Consider the following 20,364-nt stretch of genomic DNA (forward strand, 5'->3'; position numbering starts at 1 on the left):
ATAGCTTGAGGTTGTTATGTCCCGTTCCGCTCTGCCGCTGAATGCCATTCACGCGTTTCTGGTGACTGCACGCCATTTGAATCTGACGCGTGCTGCCAGTGAACTCTGCATTACTCAAGGCGCAGTGAGTCGCAAAGTTGCAACGTTAGAAAGCTGGCTTGGATTCCCATTATTTGTGCGTCACGCGCGTGGACTGAATCTCACCGAGCAAGGCGCTGCGTTGCTGCCGGAGCTACAGCAAGGCTTTGCGCTGCTGGTGAATGCAACGGAAAAAGCCAGCCGCAGCAATACCTCGATTCGCCTGAAAGCACCCACCTGCGCTATGCGTTGGCTGGTGCCGCGTCTGGTGGCGCTGGAACAGCACCGGCCTGACATTCACGTTGCGCTTACCACCACGCTCGATCATGGCTCGCAGCTCGAGAATTTTGATGCGGCGATTGTGTTTGGCGCAACGCCCGCGGGTTCGCTTTGTCTGTTTGAGGAGCGCTTAACACCGGTAATGGCCAGCAGCGTTACGCCGCCCACCCAGGTCACCGAACTGGCAAAGCTTACGTTTCTCCATCCCACGCAGGATATGCGCGACTGGCAATTGTGGCTGACAAGTGTTGAAGCAGCGCTGCCTATGGCGCGCAACCAGCATTTCGCCACCATGGATTTAGCGATTAGCGCAGCGATTCAGGGATTTGGCGTCACGGTAGCGGATGTCACCCTGGTACAGAATGACCTGGCGAACGGTCGATTAATCGCGCCATTCGCCGCGAGTGTGGCAACCGGCGCAACCTACAGTCTGTTGCAGAGAGCGGAAAAAGATGCGCCACCGTTCCTGCCGGAACTGGTGGCGTGGTTAGCGCAGCCTTAGAAGGAAACCCACTCGTCGGTGGTCGATTTTGGCTGAACGCTGGCGCCAGATAACACCGGGCGGCGCAGTACCGGAGCAGCTGGCGATAACGGCATGTTGCTCGCGGGTGTGTTGTCTGATAACCGGAATTTAGCCACAGAGGCTTGTAGCTCTTGTGTTTGACGCTCCAGCGCGCTGGCGGCGGCAGAAACCTCCTCAACCAGCGAGGCGTTTTGTTGCGTGACGCTGTCCATCTCCGTCACCGCAGTCCCAACCTGCGAAATTCCCTTGCTTTGCTCTTCCGAAGCGGCAGCGATGTGCTTCATGATTTCATTAACGTCCTGCACCGACTTAAGAATATCGTGCATGGTACTGCCGGCGCTGCTCACCAGTTCTGAACCTTTCTCTACGCGCTGCACGGAATCTTCAATCAATGTCGCGATCTCTTTAGCTGCACCCGCACTGCGCTGCGCCAGGTTGCGCACTTCGCTCGCGACGACGGCAAAGCCACGTCCCTGTTCACCCGCGCGTGCGGCCTCTACCGCGGCATTTAACGCCAGAATATTTGTCTGGAAGGCAATGCTATTAATGACGCTGGTGATTTCGGCGATTTTTTTCGAACTGCCGGAAATACCTTGCATGGTAGTCACTACTTCACCGACCAATCTTCCGCCCTGTTGCGCGGTACTGGTTGCGGTTTCTGCCAGGGTGCTAGCCTGACGTGCATTGTCAGCATTGAATTTTACCGTGGCCGTGAGCTGCTCCATACTGGCTGCGGTTTGCTCTAGCGCGGCGGCCTGCTCTTCGGTACGTGAAGAGAGATCGTTGTTACCTGAGGAGATTTCAGCCGCACCGCGATAGATGTTTTCGGTACCGCTGCGAATGGCGCTTACCGCCTCACGCAGGCTGTCCTGCATGGCACTGAGTAATGGCACCAGCTTGCCAACGCAGTTGCGACCAAACTCTGCCACCGGCTGACTCAAATCGCCCTGCGCAATGATGGAAAAATGGTTACGCACGCGCTCGAGCGGTTTCACCAGCATTGCCACCAGATAACGATCGGTAAACAGCAGGATGACCAGGCCAATCACCACCGCCACCAATATGATCGCTTTGGTGATGCTGGTGAGCTTATCAACGGTCACCCGCGTCTCATCCAGTTTACTGCCGGCGGCTTTATTGAAGGCTTCAGCACTGGCACCAAAAGCACGGCTAAGCGGCGGCGTAACGTTATTCGCCTGCGCGCGGTAGGCCTCAAGCGTACCCTGCTGCGCCAAAGCAACCTGCGGCGCAATGCCCTCATCCAGCAATTTCTGCCAGTTAACGATTACGCTGTTGGCCGTTTCCTCGTCCATTGGACCGGGAGCCATTGCTTTGAACTGAGTCAGCAGGCTTTTCATGTTATCTAATGCCTGCTGCACCGGTGTGAAGGCCTCGCCTTTGATTGGTGCGCCCGATGCCCGACCTTCCATCACGCGCGACAGGCGCGTCACTACGCGAAAATATTGGTCATTTCCTTTGCTTAATACCGTCATTTGATTAACTAACTGGCGGTCAATCTCATTACCGTCGCCCAGAGCGTTCAACGAGTGGACGCTAAACAATCCGACAGCGCACCACAGCAGGCAAAACAGCCCAAGAATGGTGAGCATAACGGTGCGAATCGTGAAGTTTTTTAAGATACCCATACATAATCCCTTGGTGTGAAACGCGAAGGAGGCCCGATTAAATCGGGCATATTGCGTTTATCGGCATGGGAAAGGGAAAATGTAACGGTTTTGGAAGCTAATAAATTGCTCACTAATTGAGGTTACTAAAGCTAGCTTGTAATACTTATCAGTAAGATAGCGTGAAATTTACCTTAAAAAATCATTTGCGCAATTGCACCATTAGCAAGCTAACTAAAGCTTTACATGGCTACGCATCATCAGGCGGAACAAACGCAGCCGGCCACGCATAAATTTTTTCTTCAATACCGCCTCTGCTTTGCCCCGATCGCCTAACGCTAGCGTGATGTCCTCGCCCGCACGCCAAACCGGCCAGTCCACCTCTCCCGTTAAATGAGCGCTAAACTCGCTGGCTTCACGAGCGAAAGCGATCCAATACGCGCTGACCTTAGCAGCAAACGCTTTATCCTGTGCGCTGTAAGTGCGCTCGGTCAACGGCGTGAAGGTATCGAGCGTATTGAAAACATAAGGAATTTCATTGCCATGCCAGGTGCCGTGCGGATAAAGGTCGCGCGCATTTTCCGAAACATAGTCGAACCAATAGCGCCAGGCAGGCATGCCAATATTGTATTGTGATTGCGCCACGATCAGTGGCAATACGGTAAAGGCCATGTCACGCGCCACCGCGCGACCGAGCAGTGCATCATCGTGCAGATCATAAAGCCATTTCATCAGGCGATAGCTGATGCGGTTCTTGCTACGCATCTGCTTCAATACCGCGGTGGGATCCACACCAAAATAATCCAACACGCTGGCTTCATCACTGTTGCTGCCAATCATCAAAGGAATGCGATGCTGTTTGCCTGCCATAAAGGTGTTCAGCATCGGTTTGGGCAAGACAGCATCACCGCTGATGGGAACCGGTGCTAACGCCAGCGGACGCTCCAGTGGCCAGAACCGATCGGCAGGCAGTTCGCGTAATTGTTCTGCACTGACGTTTTCTGGCAAATTGAAATGCGCGGCGACCTGCAGCCCGAGTTGCTGTGCCTGCTTCTGCGGCACATCCGGCAGACTGTAAGCGCTTTGCACGATGCCTTTATGAAACAACCCTTCGGCCAGTGGCGAACAGCACAGCGATAATACGCTGCGCGCACCGGATGATTCACCAAACAGGGTAATATTATGACGATCGCCACCAAAGGCCGGAATATTGCGTTGAATCCACTGCAACGCGGCAATTTTATCGAGTAAGGCGAAGTTGTTAATAACGCCGCCGACCGGATATTGCGCATCAAGCGCGGGGTGTGCAAAGAAACCGAAGTGGCCAAGTCGATAGTTTAACGTGACGACAACCACGCCTTGTGCCGCCAACGCCTTGCCACGATAAGGATCGAGGTTGCCTGCACCCATTGTGAAACCGCCGCCATGCAGCCAGACCATTACCGGCAACGGACGCGATGGTTCAACATCCGGTGTCCAGATATTCAGGTAAAGACAATCTTCACTGAAACATCCCGGATCACCGCCGCCTGCCGCCACACAAAAATCGCGATTCTGCCAGCTCGCCGCGCCCCATTCCGTTGCATTCCGCACACCTTGCCAGGGCTGGACCGGCTGCGGAGGACGCCAGCGTAAGGCGCCGGTCGGCGCTGCTGCGTAAGGTATTCCCTTAAAGACAAAAAGATCTTCATCCATCAGGCCTCTGAGTTCACCCTCTGCTGTCATGATCCTCAGACGTCGTTCATTTTTCATCTCGGCTTCCCTGATAAAGCATCGTTCCATTATTTGCAGGCCTTGTGCGAATGTCCATGTTCTGAAAGCATTTGCAGATTAAGCCGAAACGCGGTGTGATTCTTTGAACAACCTCATCAAATATTTTGGTTAACCCTAAGACGACCATTTGTTTTAAGGTTACAAGTTAACCTGGCGCGGCGGAGAGACAGCATGTTTGGTGGAATCAACCAGATGTTCACCCGGATGAGCGATCACCCGGACTTCGGTAAATTGCTGTTACGGTTAACCTTTGGCGGGCTGCTGTTGTTTCATGGCGCATTCAAAGCGGTGCATGGCGTGGGGTGGATCGCGCACATGCTCAGTGTCAAAGGCATGCCAGGTTTCATCGCTTACGGTGCTTACATCGGGGAAATAGCGGCACCCGTAATGGTTATCATCGGATTAATGACCCGCCCTGCGGCGTTCATTATTGCGGTGAATATGATTGTTGCGACACTGCTGGTAAAAATGGGCGACGTCTGGCATCGCACTGATGTCGGTGCCTGGGCACTGGAGACAGAGGCACTTTACCTGCTTGGCGCACTCGCCATTATGTTTTTAGGGGCTGGGAAGTACACGCTGGTGCGGGATTCGCGCTTGCAATAACCATAAGAAAAGCAGCCGGTCTGCTGAACTTCACAGACCGGCTCTCTTATTTACGCCGATGCAACACCACAGCGTTCCAGACTGCGCTGCTGCATCTGCTGATACAACGCCATTTCATCCAGTACCGCTACACCCAACGCGCTTTCAAACTCGGCTTTGCTGGCATTGCCCGCACTGCGTGCTTGTGCCACATCACCTAAATTCGACTGAAAAATTCCTGCAGCGCTGACCGGTAAAAAATCCTCGTAAACGATCGGTTCGACGGCTAAGCGATCTTCTGCCAGCAATTGTGCCACGCTTTCACCTGCACGCGGCGGCACATCCGTCCCTTTCTCGGTCAGGCGATAGCGGAACCAGGCCAGCTGCTGTTCACGTAACGTTTCTTCATCATCGGGGAAATCACGGAACACAGCGCTGAGATGCTGCTGATGATGCTGATTGTCGCTACCGGTGCCGGCTTCAGCCAGCAACCGATCGTACAGCGCGCGTCCTTTCGGCGTCAGTGCTGCACCACGCTGCTCAATCTCACCGAAGCGCGCGGTATGGGTACCCGGCGTGCCGTCGTTAAAGTGTACCGCTTCTTCCAGCGCTTTAAAGCTGGTCTGACGTAAGAGGATCGGTACCTGGCGCTGCGGCGGGCCTTCAATCAGGGTTTTGGGATCGATGCCGCGCGAGGGCATCAGCGCTTGCACGCGATCAATATCCAGCGTGCGCGGCGTCAGATGGTTGATATGGCAACCGCGAAAACACACGACATCCGCGATCAGGCGGTGCTGTTCACTGAGCGCGCGATAGGTACCGCTATCCACCGTGGTGTGCGCGTGCCAGCGGAAGGTTTCCAGCGCTTCCTGCACAAAACGGGCGGCATCATTCGCGTTGAGACCGCCCTGCTGCTGATGTTGAGCAATCAGCGCGCGGCAGCCAGGCGTAAAGATATCGCGTGCGGCAAGAATCGCCGCAGCTTTAGCGCGCAATGCCGCATCGTCAATTAACTCCAGACGCAGCAATGAGGTAAACACGCGGAACGGATTATGCCGCAGCGCACGGTCGCTTACGGGGCGAAATGCCGTGGAGTGCACCGGCACTCCAGCTTGTGACAAATCGTAATAACCCACCGCTTCCATCCCCATTACGGCAAACATCTGGCGCAACGTGCTGAGTTCTTCTGCTGTGCCAACGCGAATCGCGCCGTGACGTTCCACGCTCAGCCGACTGAGCTCATCAGCCGCCGATAGACGGTTTTTTAACGCGGGATTAGCTTCCAGCGTGCGTTCATTGACAGCGGTGACCAGCTGCGTCAGCGTGCCATATTGAGGCACTTCCTGCTGATACATGGCTGACATCGCCTGAGAGAAAAGCGTGCGGATCGCATCGCTGCTAAGGAAGTTTGGCATCATCATCACCTTGGGCTAAAGGGCTGCTGCTACTGTAGATCAACCCTTTAGCGCTGGGTGAGAATTTCGTGGAACTGTGATCGCCTTGTCACTCACTGGCGGTTGGATGGTCACCAAAGCGGCATTTCAATACCAGCATGACGGTGGTCAGTACCGCAGGAATCGCCAGCAGCAGAAAGATTTGGCTAAATGACCAGCCGAGAGTTAACAGCTCAGCGCCGACAAACGCGCTGATGATGGCTCCCACGCGGCCCACGCCGTGCATCCAGCTGGAACCTGTCGCGCGCGCGTGAGTGGGATAATAGCTGGCGGAGAGCGCATTCATACCGGTGTTAGCACCGTTAAAACAGAAACCGCTAAAGAAGGCGATGGCGCTCATTAGGCCGACCTGCGCTGGCGAAAAACCCAGCGCGACAATAGCAATGCCGCCGCAGAAGTAGATCGCTGCCAGCGCCAGATTGGCATTGATGCGGTCCATTAACCAACCGGCAAACAACGAGCCGAGGGTGCCGCCCGCTTGATACATTGCGGTAACAATTGCCGCTTCCGTCACCGACATACCTAGCGTGCTGATTAGCGAAGGCATCCAACTACCAATTAAATAAACCAGGAACAGCCCCATAAAATAGCCGCCCCACAGCATCAAACTGCCAAACAGATAACGTCGTGACACTACCGTGGCGACAGATCCCCGGCGGGCCGTTGGCAGTTCAGTACTCTGATAATGACTATTTGGCTGCACGACGCCGGGCAGCATGCGTTCAAGAATGGCGTGGATACGTGCGGCGGGGGCGCGGCGACTGATGAGAAAACGGACCGATTCAGGCAAGCCACGCAGTAAAAAAGGCAGCACAACCAGCGGCAGCACGCCGCCCATCAGCATGACAGAGTGCCAGTCATAGCGTGGTAGCAACCACGAGGCGGCAAAGCCCCCGGACGCGGCGCCAAAGGTGAAGCCACAAAATACAACGGTGATGATAAATGAGCGCCGGCGCTCAGGCGCATATTCAGCAACCAGCGTGCCAACGTTGGGCATCGCCGCGCCAAGCCCTAGCCCCGTCAGGAATCGAAACAGCATCATCTGTTCGATGTTCTGTGCCATGGCGGTGGCTAACGTCCACAGTCCAAAAAAGAGCACGCTGAGCAAAATCATTACGCGACGGCCGTAGCGATCGGCTAACGGGCCCGCAACCATGGCACCCAGCGCCAGACCAATTAGCGCGGCGCTGATCACCATGCCAAGCTGATGATTGGTCACTCCCCAACTGGCTTTAAGCGTAGGTGCAATGAATCCCATGAGGGCAATGTCCATGCCATCAAGCGCGACCACCACGAAGCACAGCGCAATTAAGCGCTTCTGCCAGCTGCTTAGCGCACTCTGATTGATGAGCTGGCGAACGTCTACTGCTTCAACGCTGGTCACTTAACGACTCCTGCACTTTTCAACCGTTTAGGGCATCAGTTTTAGTAAAAAAAACGGCGCTTATCATAGCTCATCGTTAAGAATAACTGGCAGAAAATTTGGATGTAATTGAGAATTATTCAATGTTCTGCTCGATAAGCACTTGATTCTAAGTGGCATAACGATAATGCAAAAAAAGTCATTTTTATGAAGCCCCATCAATACAAGGGGTTAGCTAGAATCCCAACTTTGCAGCATTTTTGTTAATATTATTTTGCAGGCAGGTTAACATAATTTCAGTTTCCCCATTGCCGCAGCTCGGCAGAACTCATTATGTTGAGTGTATGGACAAAAATATCCTTTTCAATCAGCGCATTCGCTTGCGCCATTTACATACCTTTGTTGCGGTAGCGCAGCAGGGCACGCTGGGTCGTGCGGCTGAGACACTGAATCTCAGTCAACCCGCCCTATCGAAAACGCTTAATGAGCTGGAAGAACTGGCGGGAGCGCGGCTATTCGAACGCGGCCGCCTTGGCGCCCAGCTCACCACTTTGGGTGAGCAATTCCTCATCCATGCCGTGAAAGTGCTGGATGCACTGAATCATGCCGGACAGAGTTTTAACGCTCCGCAGCCCGGTCGCCCAGTGGTGATCCGCCTCGGCGCGCTCACAACGGCGGCCATGGGTATGCTGCCGCAAATCCTCGATCGTTTCCACGCGCAGCAACCGAATACCACCGTGCAAGTCGCTACCCTGCATAATAATGTGCTGTTGGCGGGCTTGCGTGCAGGCGAGTTTGATGTGGGGATCGGCCGCATGGCCGACAGCGAAATGATGGCGGGACTCACTTATGAACTGCTGTTTCTGGAATCGCTCAAGCTTGTGGTGCGGCCAGATCATCCGTTATTAAGTGACAACGTGATGCTTTCACGGGCGATGCAATGGCCGGTGGTGATTTCACCCGAAGGCACCGCGCCGCGCCGCATTGCGCAGCACATGTTGAATGAACAGGGTTGTACCCTTCCGGCCAACTGCGTGGAAACCTCCTCTACCTCGCTGGCGCGTCAGCTGGCGCTACGTTATGACTATGTGTGGTTTGTACCTTCAGGCGCAATTAAGGAAGATTTGAGTCACGACGCGCTGTGCGCACTACCGATTGCGTCGCCGGGCCCGGGCGAGCCAGTTGGCATCATTACACGCAGCGGCAGTCCTTTGAGCCTTAGCGCTGAAGTGTTGATTGCGACCATCCGCAAATTCCATAGTTAGCGACTGTGCTTAGCATGCCGCTCGCGATTTTCGAGGCGCGCTTTGTCGGTTTTGCGCAAGCCGACATAGAGCGCCCCCGCGCCGCCATCCTGCGGGCGAGCCATGCAATACGTCTGCACTTCTGGAAATTCCCGTAACCAGCGCGCAAGATAACTACGCACAATGTTGGCATGCGACTCATCATCACGCCCTTTACCATGAATAATCAGCAGATTGCGTAAGCCGTGTTTGTTGGCTTGCTGCATAAAACTAAACAGGGATTGCCGGCAGGTTTCAACTGGCTGGCGCAGTAAATTCAGACTGGCATCAATGGGATATTTACCTAACCGCAACTTATCCAGCACGCCTTGCTGGATGCCCTCGGCTTTATACTCCAGCGCGGTGGTGAGCGGGATAATGTCCAGAAAGCCGCGCGTCAGAAAGTTTTCCTGCTCCTCGCTCTGCTCTGGCACACGCGGTGCCTTAGGCGAAGGCGCACGCAGCCACTGAGTATTGGCGCAATTTTTAAGTGGTGTCACATCACCCATGGCATCCCGGAAAAGGTCTTCATCATCAAGATTCATGGTGTTTCCTCTCGCCTGGTGTTTAACTGAGCGCCCTTTTTCGACGCCAAAGCCAAAGAGTAGCAAAGGATTTTAAGCAAAACATCTGTCACATATTGCGTTGTAACAAGGCTGGCTTAACTGTAAAGCTGGCAAGAAAACGTTCCAGATCAATTATGGCCCTGCAAAAAAACCCGCTCAAACCCTGGAATACCCGACAATAGTAGGGTTTTAGGTACATTTACTGCTCGGATGAGTTCCCTTCGCTTAGAAAAATGTTAAAATTGACCACAGTCAATAATCATCGAGCGAAATTATATGATCCCGGAAAAACGCAGCATACGACGTATTCAGTCTGGCGGTTGTGCCATTCATTGCCAGGATTGCAGCATCAGTCAATTGTGTATTCCTTTCACGCTGAACGAGCACGAACTGGATCAGCTGGATAATATTATTGAACGCAAAAAGCCCATTCAGAAAGGCCAGACGCTGTTCAAAGCCGGTGATGAACTGAAATCCCTTTACGCTATCCGTTCCGGCACCATCAAAAGCTACACCATCACCGAGCAAGGTGATGAGCAAATTACTGGCTTCCATCTGGCGGGTGATTTGGTCGGTTTTGACGCCATTGTCGGTGCGAAACATCCGAGCTTTGCTCAGGCGCTGGAAACGGCGATGGTATGTGAAATCCCCTTCGAAACGCTGGACGATCTTTCCGGTAAAATGCCTGCGCTGCGTCAGCAGATGATGCGTCTGATGAGCGGTGAAATTAAAGGCGACCAGGATATGATTCTGTTGCTGTCGAAGAAAAATGCGGAAGAGCGCCTGGCCGCTTTCGTGTGGAATTTGTCCCGTCGTTTTGGTCAACGTGGCTTCTCACAACGTGAGTTCCGCCTCACTATGACGCGCGGCGACATTGGTAACTATCTGGGACTAACCGTAGAAACCATCAGCCGTCTGCTCGGTCGCTTCCAGAAAAGTGGCATGTTGGCCGTAAAAGGCAAATATATCACCATTGAGAACCATGCTTTACTGGCAGAATTAGCGGGCCAGACTGAACAAGCCGCATGATTCTTTGCCGGGTCAGTAAAAGTTATTTTATTGATCCGGCAACAACTTTTCCTCTTCTGCCCTGCACAAACTTAGGCTATCTTTAATCCAACTTGCTTTGGTTTAGGAGATCGGCTTATGTCCCGGTACCAAAATATTCTGGTCGCTATTGATCCCCAACAGGATGACCAGCCCGCGCTGCGCCGTGCGGTTTATCTGAATCAACGTATTGGCGGAAAAATCAAAGCTTTCCTGCCTATCTACGACTTCTCCTACGAAATGACGACGTTACTGTCACCCGATGAGCGCTCAAACATGCGCAAGGGAGTGATCAGCCAACGCACGGAGTGGATTCGCCAGCAGGCTCACGCGTATCTGGAAGCCGGGGTGGAAATTGAGATCAAGGTGGTTTGGCATAACCGGCCTTACGAAGCCATCATTCAGGAAATTCTGGCGCATCAGCACGATTTGGTGCTGAAAATGGCACACCAGCACGACCGCCTGGAAGCGGTAATTTTCACGCCTACGGATTGGCATCTACTGCGTAAATGCCCTTGCCCGGTCTGGATGGTAAAAGATCAGGCCTGGCCTGAGGGGGTAAAGCCGTGGTGGCGGTTAATCTGGCGAGCGAAGAACCGCATCATGACGAACTCAACCAGAAACTGATTCGTGAAACCACACTGCTCGCCGAGATGGTTAACCACACTGAAGTGCATTTAGTGGGCGCCTACCCGATTACCCCCATTAATATTGCCATCGAATTACCGGACTTTGATCCCAGCGTCTACAACGACGCCATTCGTGGCCAGCACTTGGTGGCTATGAAAGCGCTACGCCAAAAGTTCTCCATCAGTGAAGAGTTCACCCACGTGGCGAAAGGCTTACCTGAGGAGGTGATTCCGGATATCGCATCGCATCTTGATGCCGGCATCGTGGTGTTGGGCACCATTGGTCGCACCGGTCTTTCTGCGGCGTTCCTCGGTAACACGGCTGAACAGGTTATCGATCATTTGCGCTGTGATTTGCTGGCGATCAAGCCGGACGATTTCAAATCGCCGATTGAGTACGATGATGAAGAAGATGAAGACGATTAATTAAACAAGGGCGGTCCACAATGGCCGCCCTGGTTATTACGTTCAGGGCGGTGACTCACATCACCGCCCTGCTTTATTACAGCGCCCGCAGAATACCTTCGACGCTGGCTTTGGCGTCACCAAACAACATCTGCGTATTATCTTTAAAGAACAGTGGATTTTGCACGCCGGCATATCCCGTGCTCATTGAGCGTTTAAACACAATGACGTTCTGCGCTTTCCACACTTCCAGCACTGGCATGCCAGCAATTGGGCTACGAGGATCTTCCAGCGCTGCCGGGTTAACGGTGTCGTTCGCGCCGATCACTAAAACAGTATCAGTGTCGCTAAATTCATCGTTTATTTCGTCCATTTCCAGCACCACATCGTACGGCACTTTAGCTTCCGCCAGCAGAACGTTCATGTGGCCAGGCAGACGACCGGCAACCGGGTGAATACCAAAGCGAACTTTGATGCCACGCGCGCGCAGCTTCTCAGTAATTTCAGCAACTGGATACTGCGCCTGCGCCACTGCCATACCATAACCCGGGGTGATGATCACCGAAGAGGAGGCCTTTAGCATTTCAGCCGTTTCTTCTGCAGTGATTTCACGGTGTTCACCCGCTTCTTCGCTTTCACCACCCACACTTACATCGGTGCCAAAACCACCTGCAATCACGCTGATAAATGAACGATTCATCGCTTTACACATGATGTATGAGAGGATGGCCCCCGAAGAACCCACCAGCGCACCGGTCACGATCAGCAAGTCGTTGCTCAGCATGAAGCCTGCCGCCGCTGCCGCCCAACCCGAGTAAGAGTTGAGCATGGAGACAACAACCGGCATATCGGCACCGCCAATCGAAGCCACCAAATGCCAGCCAAATACCAGCGCAATGAGGGTCATCAGCAGCAGCGCGAACACTTGAGCACCGGTGCTATTGGTCTGCACAAACCACAGCATCAGCAGGAAAGAGACCACCAGCGCGGCGAGGTTCATCTTATGGCGATGCGGTAACATCAGCGCCGAAGAGGAGATCTTCCCGCGCAGTTTGCCAAATGCCACCAGCGAACCGGTAAAGGTCACGGCACCGATGAAGATGCCAAGAAACACCTCGGTGAGATGGATATTTTCCATCACCGGCGCCAGGCCCGGTGCGTGATCGATGTAGCTATTAAAGCCCACCAACACCGCAGCCAAACCGACAAAGCTGTGTAGAATGGCCACCAGCTCAGGCATTTCAGTCATTTCGACTTTCTTCGCCAGACGCAAACCAATCGCACCACCGATGACCATCGCCACGATAATCCAGGCAACGTTACCGGTATGAGGGCCAAAAATAGTTGCGAGCAGCGCAATCGCCATGCCGCTCATGCCAAAAATATTACCCTGCTTAGAGGTCTCGTGCTTCGAGAGACCCGCAAGGCTGCAAATAAACAGAATCGCGGCAACAATATATGCTGCAGTAACTAATCCGCCAGACATGTTGCTACCCCTTAATTCTTACGAAACATTTTCAGCATGCGCTGGGTGACGGTGAAACCACCGAAAATATTGATGCTGGCAATCAGCACGGCAATAAAGGAAAGGAATGTTACCCATCCGCCATGACCCATCTGCAGCACCGCACCCACCACAATAATGCCGGAAATAGCGTTGGTGACGGCCATCAACGGCGTGTGTAAAGCGTGACTTACGTTCCACACCACGTAATAGCCAACCACGCATGAGAGCGCAAAGACGGTGAAGTGTGACAAGAAGTCAGGTGGTGCCACATTCGCCAGGCAGGCAAACAGCACCAGCGCCAGCGCCAGTAGCAGATACTTGCGCCACGGTGAAACCGGTTTGGCTTCTTCCTTCGGCAGCGGTTGTGCAGCTGGTTGCGCTTTTGGCGCCGCCGAAACCTGAATCGGCGGCGCCGGCCAGGTGACTTCGCCATCACGAATCACCGTCACGCCGCGCACTACCACGTCTTCAAAATCAACGGTGATTTCGCCGTTTTTCTCTTTACACAATAATTTCAGTAGGTTGACGAGGTTGGTGCCATACAACTGGGAGGATTGCGTTGGCAAACGGCTGGGCAAATCGGTATAGCCGATAATCTTCACGCCATTGCTGGTTAGCGTCACCTGATCGGCAACGGTCAATTCACAGTTACCGCCGGTTTGCGCGGCCAGATCGACAATCACGCTGCCTGGTTTCATACTGGCCACCATTTCTGCGGTAATCAGCTTTGGTGCTGGACGTCCTGGAATTAGCGCGGTGGTGACAATAATATCGACTTCTTTCGCCTGCGCCGCGAACAGTTCCATCTCCGCCTTGATAAAGGCTTCAGACATCACTTTGGCATAACCGTCGCCGCTACCCGCTTCTTCTTCGAAGTCCAGCTCAAGGAACTCGGCGCCCATACTTTGCACCTGCTCTTTTACCTCCGGACGCGTATCGAAAGCACGCACAATGGCACCCAGGCTCCCCGCTGCACCGATGGCAGCCAGACCAGCCACGCCCGCACCGATGATCATCACTTTAGCTGGCGGTACTTTACCTGCCGCAGTGATTTGGCCGGTGAAGAAGCGACCGAATTCGTGGGCCGCTTCAACGATGGCGCGATAACCTGCGATGTTCGCCATTGAGCTGAGTGCATCAAGCGCCTGCGCGCGTGAAATACGCGGCACTGAATCCATTGCCATCACGGTAACGTTTCGCGCAGCCAGTTTTTCCAGCAGTGCAGGATTTTGCGCCGGCCAGATAAAGCTCACTAGCGTACTGCCCGCACGAGTCAGTTCGATCTCCTGATCGTCTGGCGCATTGACTTTTAATACGATGTCGGACTGCCACACATCGGTGCCATTGGTGAGGGTGGCACCGGCAGCTATGAAGCTCTCATCATCAAAACTGGCGCGCAGGCCGGCATTTTGTTCAACGGTTACGCTGAATCCCAGCTTGATCAGTTGCTCAACGGTCTTTGGCGTGGCGGCCACGCGTGACTCATTGGCTAACCGTTCTTTGGGTATTCCAATTAACATACTGTTTCCTTTCAATAATTAAAGGATGGAGTTCTGTAAGTGGCAAAAGCTCAAAAGCCGAAACAGTGTTTCAGCTTTTTATGAGCAAAATGCACAATGTAACAAAGTCTTTATAACCTACTGAAAATGTGAAGAGTGATCCACAGCGATAACGCGCACTTATGACATTCACACAAATATTCAGACGCAAAGAATGAATGCCATGGTTTGCCACTGCATTTGGAACGTATTAAAAAATATTCTGCTGCGTAAAATCGTGTCATGTCGAATTAAGTGTTTTTAAAAACCTTTATTTAACAATACATTAACTGTATTAGCACTAAGTGTTACCAGATTAAGTGGTTATCTGTGCAAAAAAGGGGCTTAACAACAATAAATGACAGGCCAGCGAATAAGGTGCCGTTATTGTCAATCTGATGCGTATAAATTGGCTGAGACAGGCTGATTATTACATGCAATAATCAGCGGCTAATCTGTTATACATCAAGAGTCCAGCACGTTTTCGTACTCATTTTGCGTAAGGCGAAGGATCATTTTTATGAAGCTGAAGAACACTATTCTGGCGTCTACCTTGTTATCACTGCTGGCAGCAAATGCTTTCGCTGCTAAAGAGTTAACGCCAGATCAAGCGGCCGCGTTGAAACCATTCGAACGTATTAATATCAGCGGTCGTTTCAATGCCATTGGCGATGCAACAGATGCCATCTCTAAACAAGCCGATGCCAAAGGCGCAGACTCTTTCTATGTTCAGGGTATCAATGACAGCAACGGTAATGGCGGTAACTGGCGCGTAACGGCTGATCTGTACAAAGCCAATGCGCCGAAAGCGGATGACTCAACCAAATACCGCAGCTTCTCAGGCGTGAAAGAGCTGCCGAAAGCAGAAGCCTATCGCCTTGAGCCTTACGATACTGTGTCGGTCAACGGATTCTTCTCTAGCCAGCCGGATGTGAACGAAGCAATTGGTAAAGCGGCGAAAAATAAGGGCGCGGCCTCGTTCTTTATTGTGCGTCAGGTTGATGCCAATAACGGCGGCAATCAGTACGTCACCGCTTATGTGTATAAAGCCGATGCGCCAGAGCGTAAGGTGCAAAACACATCAGACTCCATCCCTGCTGATTCAGAAGCCGGTAAAGCCGCGTTGGCCGCCGGTGGCACCGCAGCGACGAAAGTGGCAATCCCGGGAGTCGCCTCTTCTGAGACGCCGAGCCGTAATGTGGGTCGTTTCTTCGAAACCCAAAGTTCAACCGGTCAACGTTATACGGTGAAAACCGCGGATGGTCGCAGCGTACAGGAAGTTAATGCTATTACCGCTGCTCAGATGCAGCCGTTCGATACCATTACTTTCTCCGATCACTTCGGTACACCAACTGAAATATCTGAAGCGGTTGGCAAACGTGCCGTTGAGAAAGGTGCGAAGTACTATCACATCACACGTCAATGGCAGAACCAGAGCGGTGGCAACCTCACCGTCACCGCCGATCTCTTCAAGTAATTTCTCTCAAGGGCGACGTCTGTCGCCCTTCTCTGTCGTTTGCATAATCTCTGCGCAGATTTGCATATTCTTGCATTGCCTTACCTGCCTGCTCTCCGTAAAATCTGCCGCCTGTTTTCAGGTGATTCCGTTCTAAAGTTGGCAAAACACCCTGCAACACGCCAACGGAATGACCACCACCCAGCATACTCTGCTGCTTAGGATGGGCGTTTTGGATAAAAAATTAGGTCTTAGCGCGCTCACCGCGTTGGTACTCAGCTCAATGCTCGGCGCTGGCGTTTTCAGCTTGCCGCAAAATATGGCTGCGGTTGCGGGCCCGGCAGCACTGCTGATCGGCTGGCTCATCACCGGCGTTGGCATCATCTTCCTGTCGCTTGCCATGCTATTACTCACGCGGCTGAAACCTGAACTGGATGGCGGTATTTTTACCTACGCACGCGCGGGTTTTGGCGAGCTGATGGGCTTTTGCTCAGCGTGGGGATATTGGCTGTGTGCGGTAATCGCTAACGTCTCCTATCTGGTGATCGTCTTCTCCGCGCTAAGTTTCTTTACCGATACCCCCGATCGCGTGGTATTCGGCGATGGAAATACGTGGCAGGCCATGCTCGGCGCCTCTGTGCTGCTATGGCTGGTGCATTGTCTGGTATTGCGCGGTGTACAGACTGCGGCCAGCATTAACCTGCTCGCGACATTAGGAAAATTAGTGCCGTTATTGCTGTTCGTCGTATTGGCATTGCTGGCATTTAATTACGATCGCTTCCGCTTTGATTTTAGCGGCGTAGAACTCGGTCAGCCGCTTTGGCAGCAGGTGAAGCAAACCATGCTGATCACACTGTGGGTGTTTATTGGGGTTGAAGGTGCGGTGGTAGTATCCGCGCGCGCGCGCAATAAAAAAGATGTGGGTCGCGCCACGCTAATGGCGGTGATTGCCGCGCTACTGGTTTATTTACTGGTGACGCTGCTGTCGCTGGGCGTGATACCGCGCGCCGAACTGGCGCAAATGCGCAATCCGTCGATGGCCGGCCTGATGAAGCATCTGCTGGGGCATTGGGGGGATGCGGTAATTGCGGTCGGTTTAATTATCTCGGTATGCGGCGCTTATCTGAGCTGGACGATAATGGCGGCCGAAGTGCCGTTCCTGGCGGCACAGCAGGGTGCGTTTCCACGCAGCATCGCACGTCAGAATCGTCACAATTCGCCGTCTGCCTCGCTATTGCTGACAAATGGCAGCGTGCAGGTTTGCCTGATCTTGATTGCCGCTACCGGTGCAGATTACAACACGCTACTTACCATCGCCTCGGAAATGATTCTGGTGCCTTATCTGTTGGTTGGTCTCTACTTAATTAAAGTGGTGCGCGGCCAGAACAGGCCGCTGGCGATGTTCACCGGTCTTGGCGCCAGCGCGTATGGTATATGGTTGCTATATGCATCGGGCCCGCTGCATCTCTTACTTTCTGTGGTGCTGTATGCGCCTGGTCTGATGCTGTTCCTGTATGCACGACGCGGTGGCCGTGGTGACAAGGTATTGTCACAGCTGGAACGCATCGCGATCGTATTATTGATTGCAGCCGCTCTGCCCGCTACCTGGCAGCTGACGAATTAATGCGGTTGGATGGGAATTGAAACGCACAGCAGGTCATCCTGCTGTGTCAGGTTAAGCGGCTTACGGTATTCCTGATGAATAGCGTCAAGCTGCTCGGCTGACAAAGGATAAGGTAACTGAATATCGAAACGGCTGATGTGCTGCTGCTCGGCGAGCGTAATTAAACGCGCGATATTAATCTCATCGCTGACCTGCGTTGAAATGATTTGTAATGCTAAATCTTTGAGATGATCGTCGCTGGCCTGCAGATTATGCGTCGATTTACGCGTCACCATGCCAAAGATCGGCATTACGCCGTAAATGGCGTCAACAAAGCTCCAGCGTTTTTTGCAGGAAGCGGAGAGAAAATCACTGTAATTGAAGCAGATGCGATCACTGTATCCGGCTGAAGCCAGCTCTTTATCAGACACCCTCGCACTCCCCCTATTTTTCGTTACGGTTCCGAACCTTGCGCGACAACGCGCCGCTAATAATGGCACATTTCACGGTATACATACCAGTAAGGTAGGGATATTTCGTGCGGTAGCGTAGAGCTCAGGACCAGGAAAAGCTATGCTGCTGACATTCTTAGCCGCCACAGTGAATTATGAACAAAATCGTTTATGTGGAAGATGAGCCAGAGGTTGGCGAATTGATCGCCGCTTATCTTGGCCGCCACGATATAGAAGTGATTGTTGAAACCCGCGGTGACCGCGCCGAAGCGACCATTGCTGCGCACGATCCCGATTTAGTGATGCTTGATATCATGCTGCCCGGCAAAGATGGCATGACATTGTGCCGCGATCTCCGTGCCAGCTGGCAAGGTCCGATTGTGCTACTGACCTCGCTTGACAGCGACATGAACCACATTTTGTCGCTGGAAATGGGCGCAAACGACTACATTCTGAAAACAACGCCACCGGCGGTGTTGCTGGCGCGTCTGCGCCTACATCTCCGCCAGGCGCAGGTTGGTCAACCCGAAGTGACGCCGGCCATACAAAGCTCACAGCGCGTACTGCGCTTTGGCTCATTGACCATCGATTCCCTCAATCGCCAGGTTACGCTATTTGATGAGAATATCATTCTCTCCACCGCCGATTTCGATCTGTTATGGGAACTGGCCAATCACGCAGGACAAATTCTCAATCGCGACGCGCTGCTGAAAACCCTGCGTGGCGTCAGTTACGACGGTATGGATCGCAGTATCGATGTGGCCATTTCGCGCCTGCGCAAAAAGTTATACGACAGCGCCACCGAGCCGTTTCGCATCAAAACGATTCGTAACAAAGGCTATCTGTTCGCGCCGCAGGCCTGGGATACCCGTTCCGCATGAGAAAGCTCTTTATTCAGTTCTATTTGCTGCTGTTCGTCTGTTTTCTGGTGATGACGCTGCTGGTTGGCCTAGTGTACAAATTCACCGCCGAACGCGCCGGTCGCCAATCAATGAATGATCTCATGGCCAGCTCGCTGTTTTTGATGCGCAGCGAACTGCGTGAGATCCCACCGCGCGACTGGGGTAAAACCATTCGTAGCCTCGATCTCGATCTGTCATTCGACCTGAATATCGAACCGATGAGTAAATATCAGCTGGGTGAAGCCGATATGAAGCGCCTGCGCGCCGGGGAAATTGTGGCGATCGACGATCAATACACTTTTCTGCAGCACATTCCGCGCAGCCATTACGTACTTTCCGTTGGCCCTATTCCCTACCTGTTTTATCTGCACCAGATGCGTATTCTGGATATTGCGCTGCTGGCATTTATTGGCATGTCGCTGGCGCTGCCGGTATTTATCTGGCTGCGTCCACACTGGCAAGAGATGCAGCGGCTGGAAAAAGCCGCTCAGCGGTTTGGTCGCGGCGAGCTGGATGTGCGCACCCATTTTGAAAGCACCTCTAGCCTGCACAGTCTGGGCGTGGCCTTCAACCAAATGGCCGATAATATCAACACGCTAGTGGCCAGTAAGAAGCAGCTGATCGACGGCATCGCCCACGAACTGCGCACGCCGCTGGTGCGCCTGCGTTACCGGCTGGAGATGAGCGATAATCTCACCGAAGCGGAATCCGCGGCGCTGAATCGTGACGTTGGACAGTTGGAGAGTTTGATTGAAGAACTACTGACCTATGCGCGTCTTGATCGTCCGCGCGTCGATCTCAATCTGCAGACCTTTGATCTCGCTCAATGGCTGCGCGTGCATATCGAAGATGTGCAAACCATGAACCCGCAGGCGCAGATCGCACTCGACATCCCACAGCTCCAGAACGTCGGTAGCGCGGATACCCGCCTGATGGAGCGCGTGCTGGATAACCTGGTGAATAACGCCCTGCGCTATGCGCAACAACGGCTACGCGTCAGTTTGTGGTTTGACGGTGCGATTGGCTGTTTACAGGTGGAAGACGATGGCCCGGGCATTCCGCAAGAAGAACGCGCCCGCGTGTTCGAACCTTTCGTACGCCTCGATCCCAGCCGCGACCGCGCCACCGGCGGATGCGGTTTGGGCCTGGCGATCGTGCACTCTATCGCGTTGGCAATGCAGGGAAATGTCTCTATCGAGAGCAGCCCGTTAGGCGGCGCCAGCGTTCGCTTTTGCTGGCCGGTTGATCTACCCTTGCGGGACATTGCACCACGCTTACCGTCATAAGGAGCTTTTT

General features: G+C 53.3%; 16 protein-coding genes and 1 pseudogene. 9 read left to right on the forward strand and 8 right to left on the reverse strand.

All coding sequences use genetic code 11. From position 1 onward, the window contains the following. Positions 1-16 precede the first annotated feature (16 nt). The gene (locus CRO19_RS19840; protein WP_097097392.1) at positions 17-859 is read left to right on the forward strand and encodes a LysR family transcriptional regulator; all 843 of its coding nucleotides are present in this window, start codon (positions 17-19) and stop codon (positions 857-859) included. On the opposite strand, the gene CRO19_RS19845 is transcribed toward CRO19_RS19840, so the two are convergent. Beyond that, complete coding sequence (locus CRO19_RS19845; RefSeq protein WP_097097393.1) at positions 856-2,526, reverse strand: methyl-accepting chemotaxis protein; 1,671 nt, start codon at positions 2,524-2,526, stop codon at positions 856-858. The two genes, CRO19_RS19840 and CRO19_RS19845, sit on opposite strands and share 4 nt — an antisense overlap. 213 nt (positions 2,527-2,739) lie before the next feature. Further along, positions 2,740-4,257: a carboxylesterase/lipase family protein gene (locus CRO19_RS19850; RefSeq protein WP_097097394.1), complete on the reverse strand. Its 1,518-nt coding sequence runs from the start codon at positions 4,255-4,257 to the stop codon at positions 2,740-2,742. Positions 4,258-4,449: 192 nt separating this feature from the next. Between CRO19_RS19850 and CRO19_RS19855 the strand changes: the two genes are divergently transcribed. Further along, positions 4,450-4,884: a DoxX family protein gene (locus tag CRO19_RS19855; protein WP_097097395.1), complete on the forward strand. Its 435-nt coding sequence runs from the start codon at positions 4,450-4,452 to the stop codon at positions 4,882-4,884. 50 nt (positions 4,885-4,934) lie between these two features. Here CRO19_RS19855 and hglS read toward each other — a convergent pair whose 3' ends face one another. Further along, positions 4,935-6,278, reverse strand: a complete 1,344-nt coding sequence (gene hglS / locus CRO19_RS19860) for a 2-oxoadipate dioxygenase/decarboxylase HglS (RefSeq protein ID WP_176519177.1) — start codon at positions 6,276-6,278, stop codon at positions 4,935-4,937. An 88-nt stretch (positions 6,279-6,366) separates the two neighbouring features. Beyond that, positions 6,367-7,701, reverse strand: a complete 1,335-nt coding sequence (locus CRO19_RS19865) for an MFS transporter (RefSeq protein ID WP_097097396.1) — start codon at positions 7,699-7,701, stop codon at positions 6,367-6,369. A gap of 323 nt (positions 7,702-8,024) precedes the next feature. Between CRO19_RS19865 and CRO19_RS19870 the strand changes: the two genes are divergently transcribed. Beyond that, the gene (locus tag CRO19_RS19870) at positions 8,025-8,945 is read left to right on the forward strand and encodes a LysR substrate-binding domain-containing protein (protein ID WP_097097397.1); all 921 of its coding nucleotides are present in this window, start codon (positions 8,025-8,027) and stop codon (positions 8,943-8,945) included. On the opposite strand, the gene smrA is transcribed toward CRO19_RS19870, so the two are convergent. Beyond that, the gene (smrA, locus tag CRO19_RS19875) at positions 8,942-9,508 is read right to left on the reverse strand and encodes a DNA endonuclease SmrA (RefSeq protein ID WP_097097398.1); all 567 of its coding nucleotides are present in this window, start codon (positions 9,506-9,508) and stop codon (positions 8,942-8,944) included. The two genes, CRO19_RS19870 and smrA, sit on opposite strands and share 4 nt — an antisense overlap. 297 nt (positions 9,509-9,805) lie before the next feature. Here smrA and fnr point away from each other — a divergent pair, with 297 nt between their 5' ends. Both fnr and uspE read left to right on the forward strand, forming a co-directional pair. Next, positions 9,806-10,558 carry a fumarate/nitrate reduction transcriptional regulator Fnr gene (fnr, locus tag CRO19_RS19880; RefSeq protein WP_097097399.1) on the forward strand — a complete coding sequence of 251 codons (753 nt, stop codon included), beginning with the start codon at positions 9,806-9,808 and terminating at the stop codon, positions 10,556-10,558. A 117-nt stretch (positions 10,559-10,675) separates the two neighbouring features. Further along, positions 10,676-11,631, forward strand: a pseudogene (uspE, locus tag CRO19_RS19885) (universal stress protein UspE). Positions 11,632-11,707: 76 nt separating this feature from the next. Here the strand turns inward: uspE and pntB are convergent. Then, the gene (pntB, locus tag CRO19_RS19890) at positions 11,708-13,096 is read right to left on the reverse strand and encodes a Re/Si-specific NAD(P)(+) transhydrogenase subunit beta (protein WP_097097400.1); all 1,389 of its coding nucleotides are present in this window, start codon (positions 13,094-13,096) and stop codon (positions 11,708-11,710) included. A gap of 11 nt (positions 13,097-13,107) precedes the next feature. Then, on the reverse strand, positions 13,108-14,637 hold the full coding sequence (gene pntA / locus CRO19_RS19895) for a Re/Si-specific NAD(P)(+) transhydrogenase subunit alpha (RefSeq protein ID WP_097097401.1): 1,530 nt from the start codon (positions 14,635-14,637) through the stop codon (positions 13,108-13,110). A gap of 538 nt (positions 14,638-15,175) precedes the next feature. Between pntA and ydgH the strand changes: the two genes are divergently transcribed. Together ydgH and CRO19_RS19905 are read left to right on the forward strand one after the other, a co-directional pair. Next, positions 15,176-16,132, forward strand: coding sequence for a DUF1471 family protein YdgH (gene ydgH / locus CRO19_RS19900; protein ID WP_097097402.1), 957 nt, complete (start codon positions 15,176-15,178; stop codon positions 16,130-16,132). 211 nt (positions 16,133-16,343) lie between these two features. Continuing rightward, positions 16,344-17,735: an amino acid permease gene (locus CRO19_RS19905; protein WP_097097713.1), complete on the forward strand. Its 1,392-nt coding sequence runs from the start codon at positions 16,344-16,346 to the stop codon at positions 17,733-17,735. Here the strand turns inward: CRO19_RS19905 and CRO19_RS19910 are convergent. Beyond that, entirely contained in the window at positions 17,732-18,145 is a 414-nt protein-coding gene (locus CRO19_RS19910) for a hypothetical protein (protein WP_097097403.1), read from the reverse strand. The genes CRO19_RS19905 and CRO19_RS19910 overlap by 4 nt on opposite strands. A gap of 176 nt (positions 18,146-18,321) precedes the next feature. On the opposite strand from CRO19_RS19910, the gene rstA reads away from it, so the two are divergent. Together rstA and rstB are read left to right on the forward strand one after the other, a co-directional pair. Beyond that, complete coding sequence (rstA, locus tag CRO19_RS19915) at positions 18,322-19,047, forward strand: two-component system response regulator RstA (protein ID WP_097097404.1); 726 nt, start codon at positions 18,322-18,324, stop codon at positions 19,045-19,047. Further along, complete coding sequence (rstB, locus tag CRO19_RS19920) at positions 19,044-20,354, forward strand: two-component system sensor histidine kinase RstB (protein WP_097097405.1); 1,311 nt, start codon at positions 19,044-19,046, stop codon at positions 20,352-20,354. The genes rstA and rstB overlap by 4 nt, the downstream gene beginning before the upstream one ends. Positions 20,355-20,364: the final 10 nt, after the last annotated feature.

The sequence above is a fragment of the Candidatus Pantoea floridensis genome, from assembly GCF_900215435.1.
Taxonomy (GTDB): Bacteria; Pseudomonadota; Gammaproteobacteria; order Enterobacterales; family Enterobacteriaceae; genus Pantoea; species Pantoea floridensis.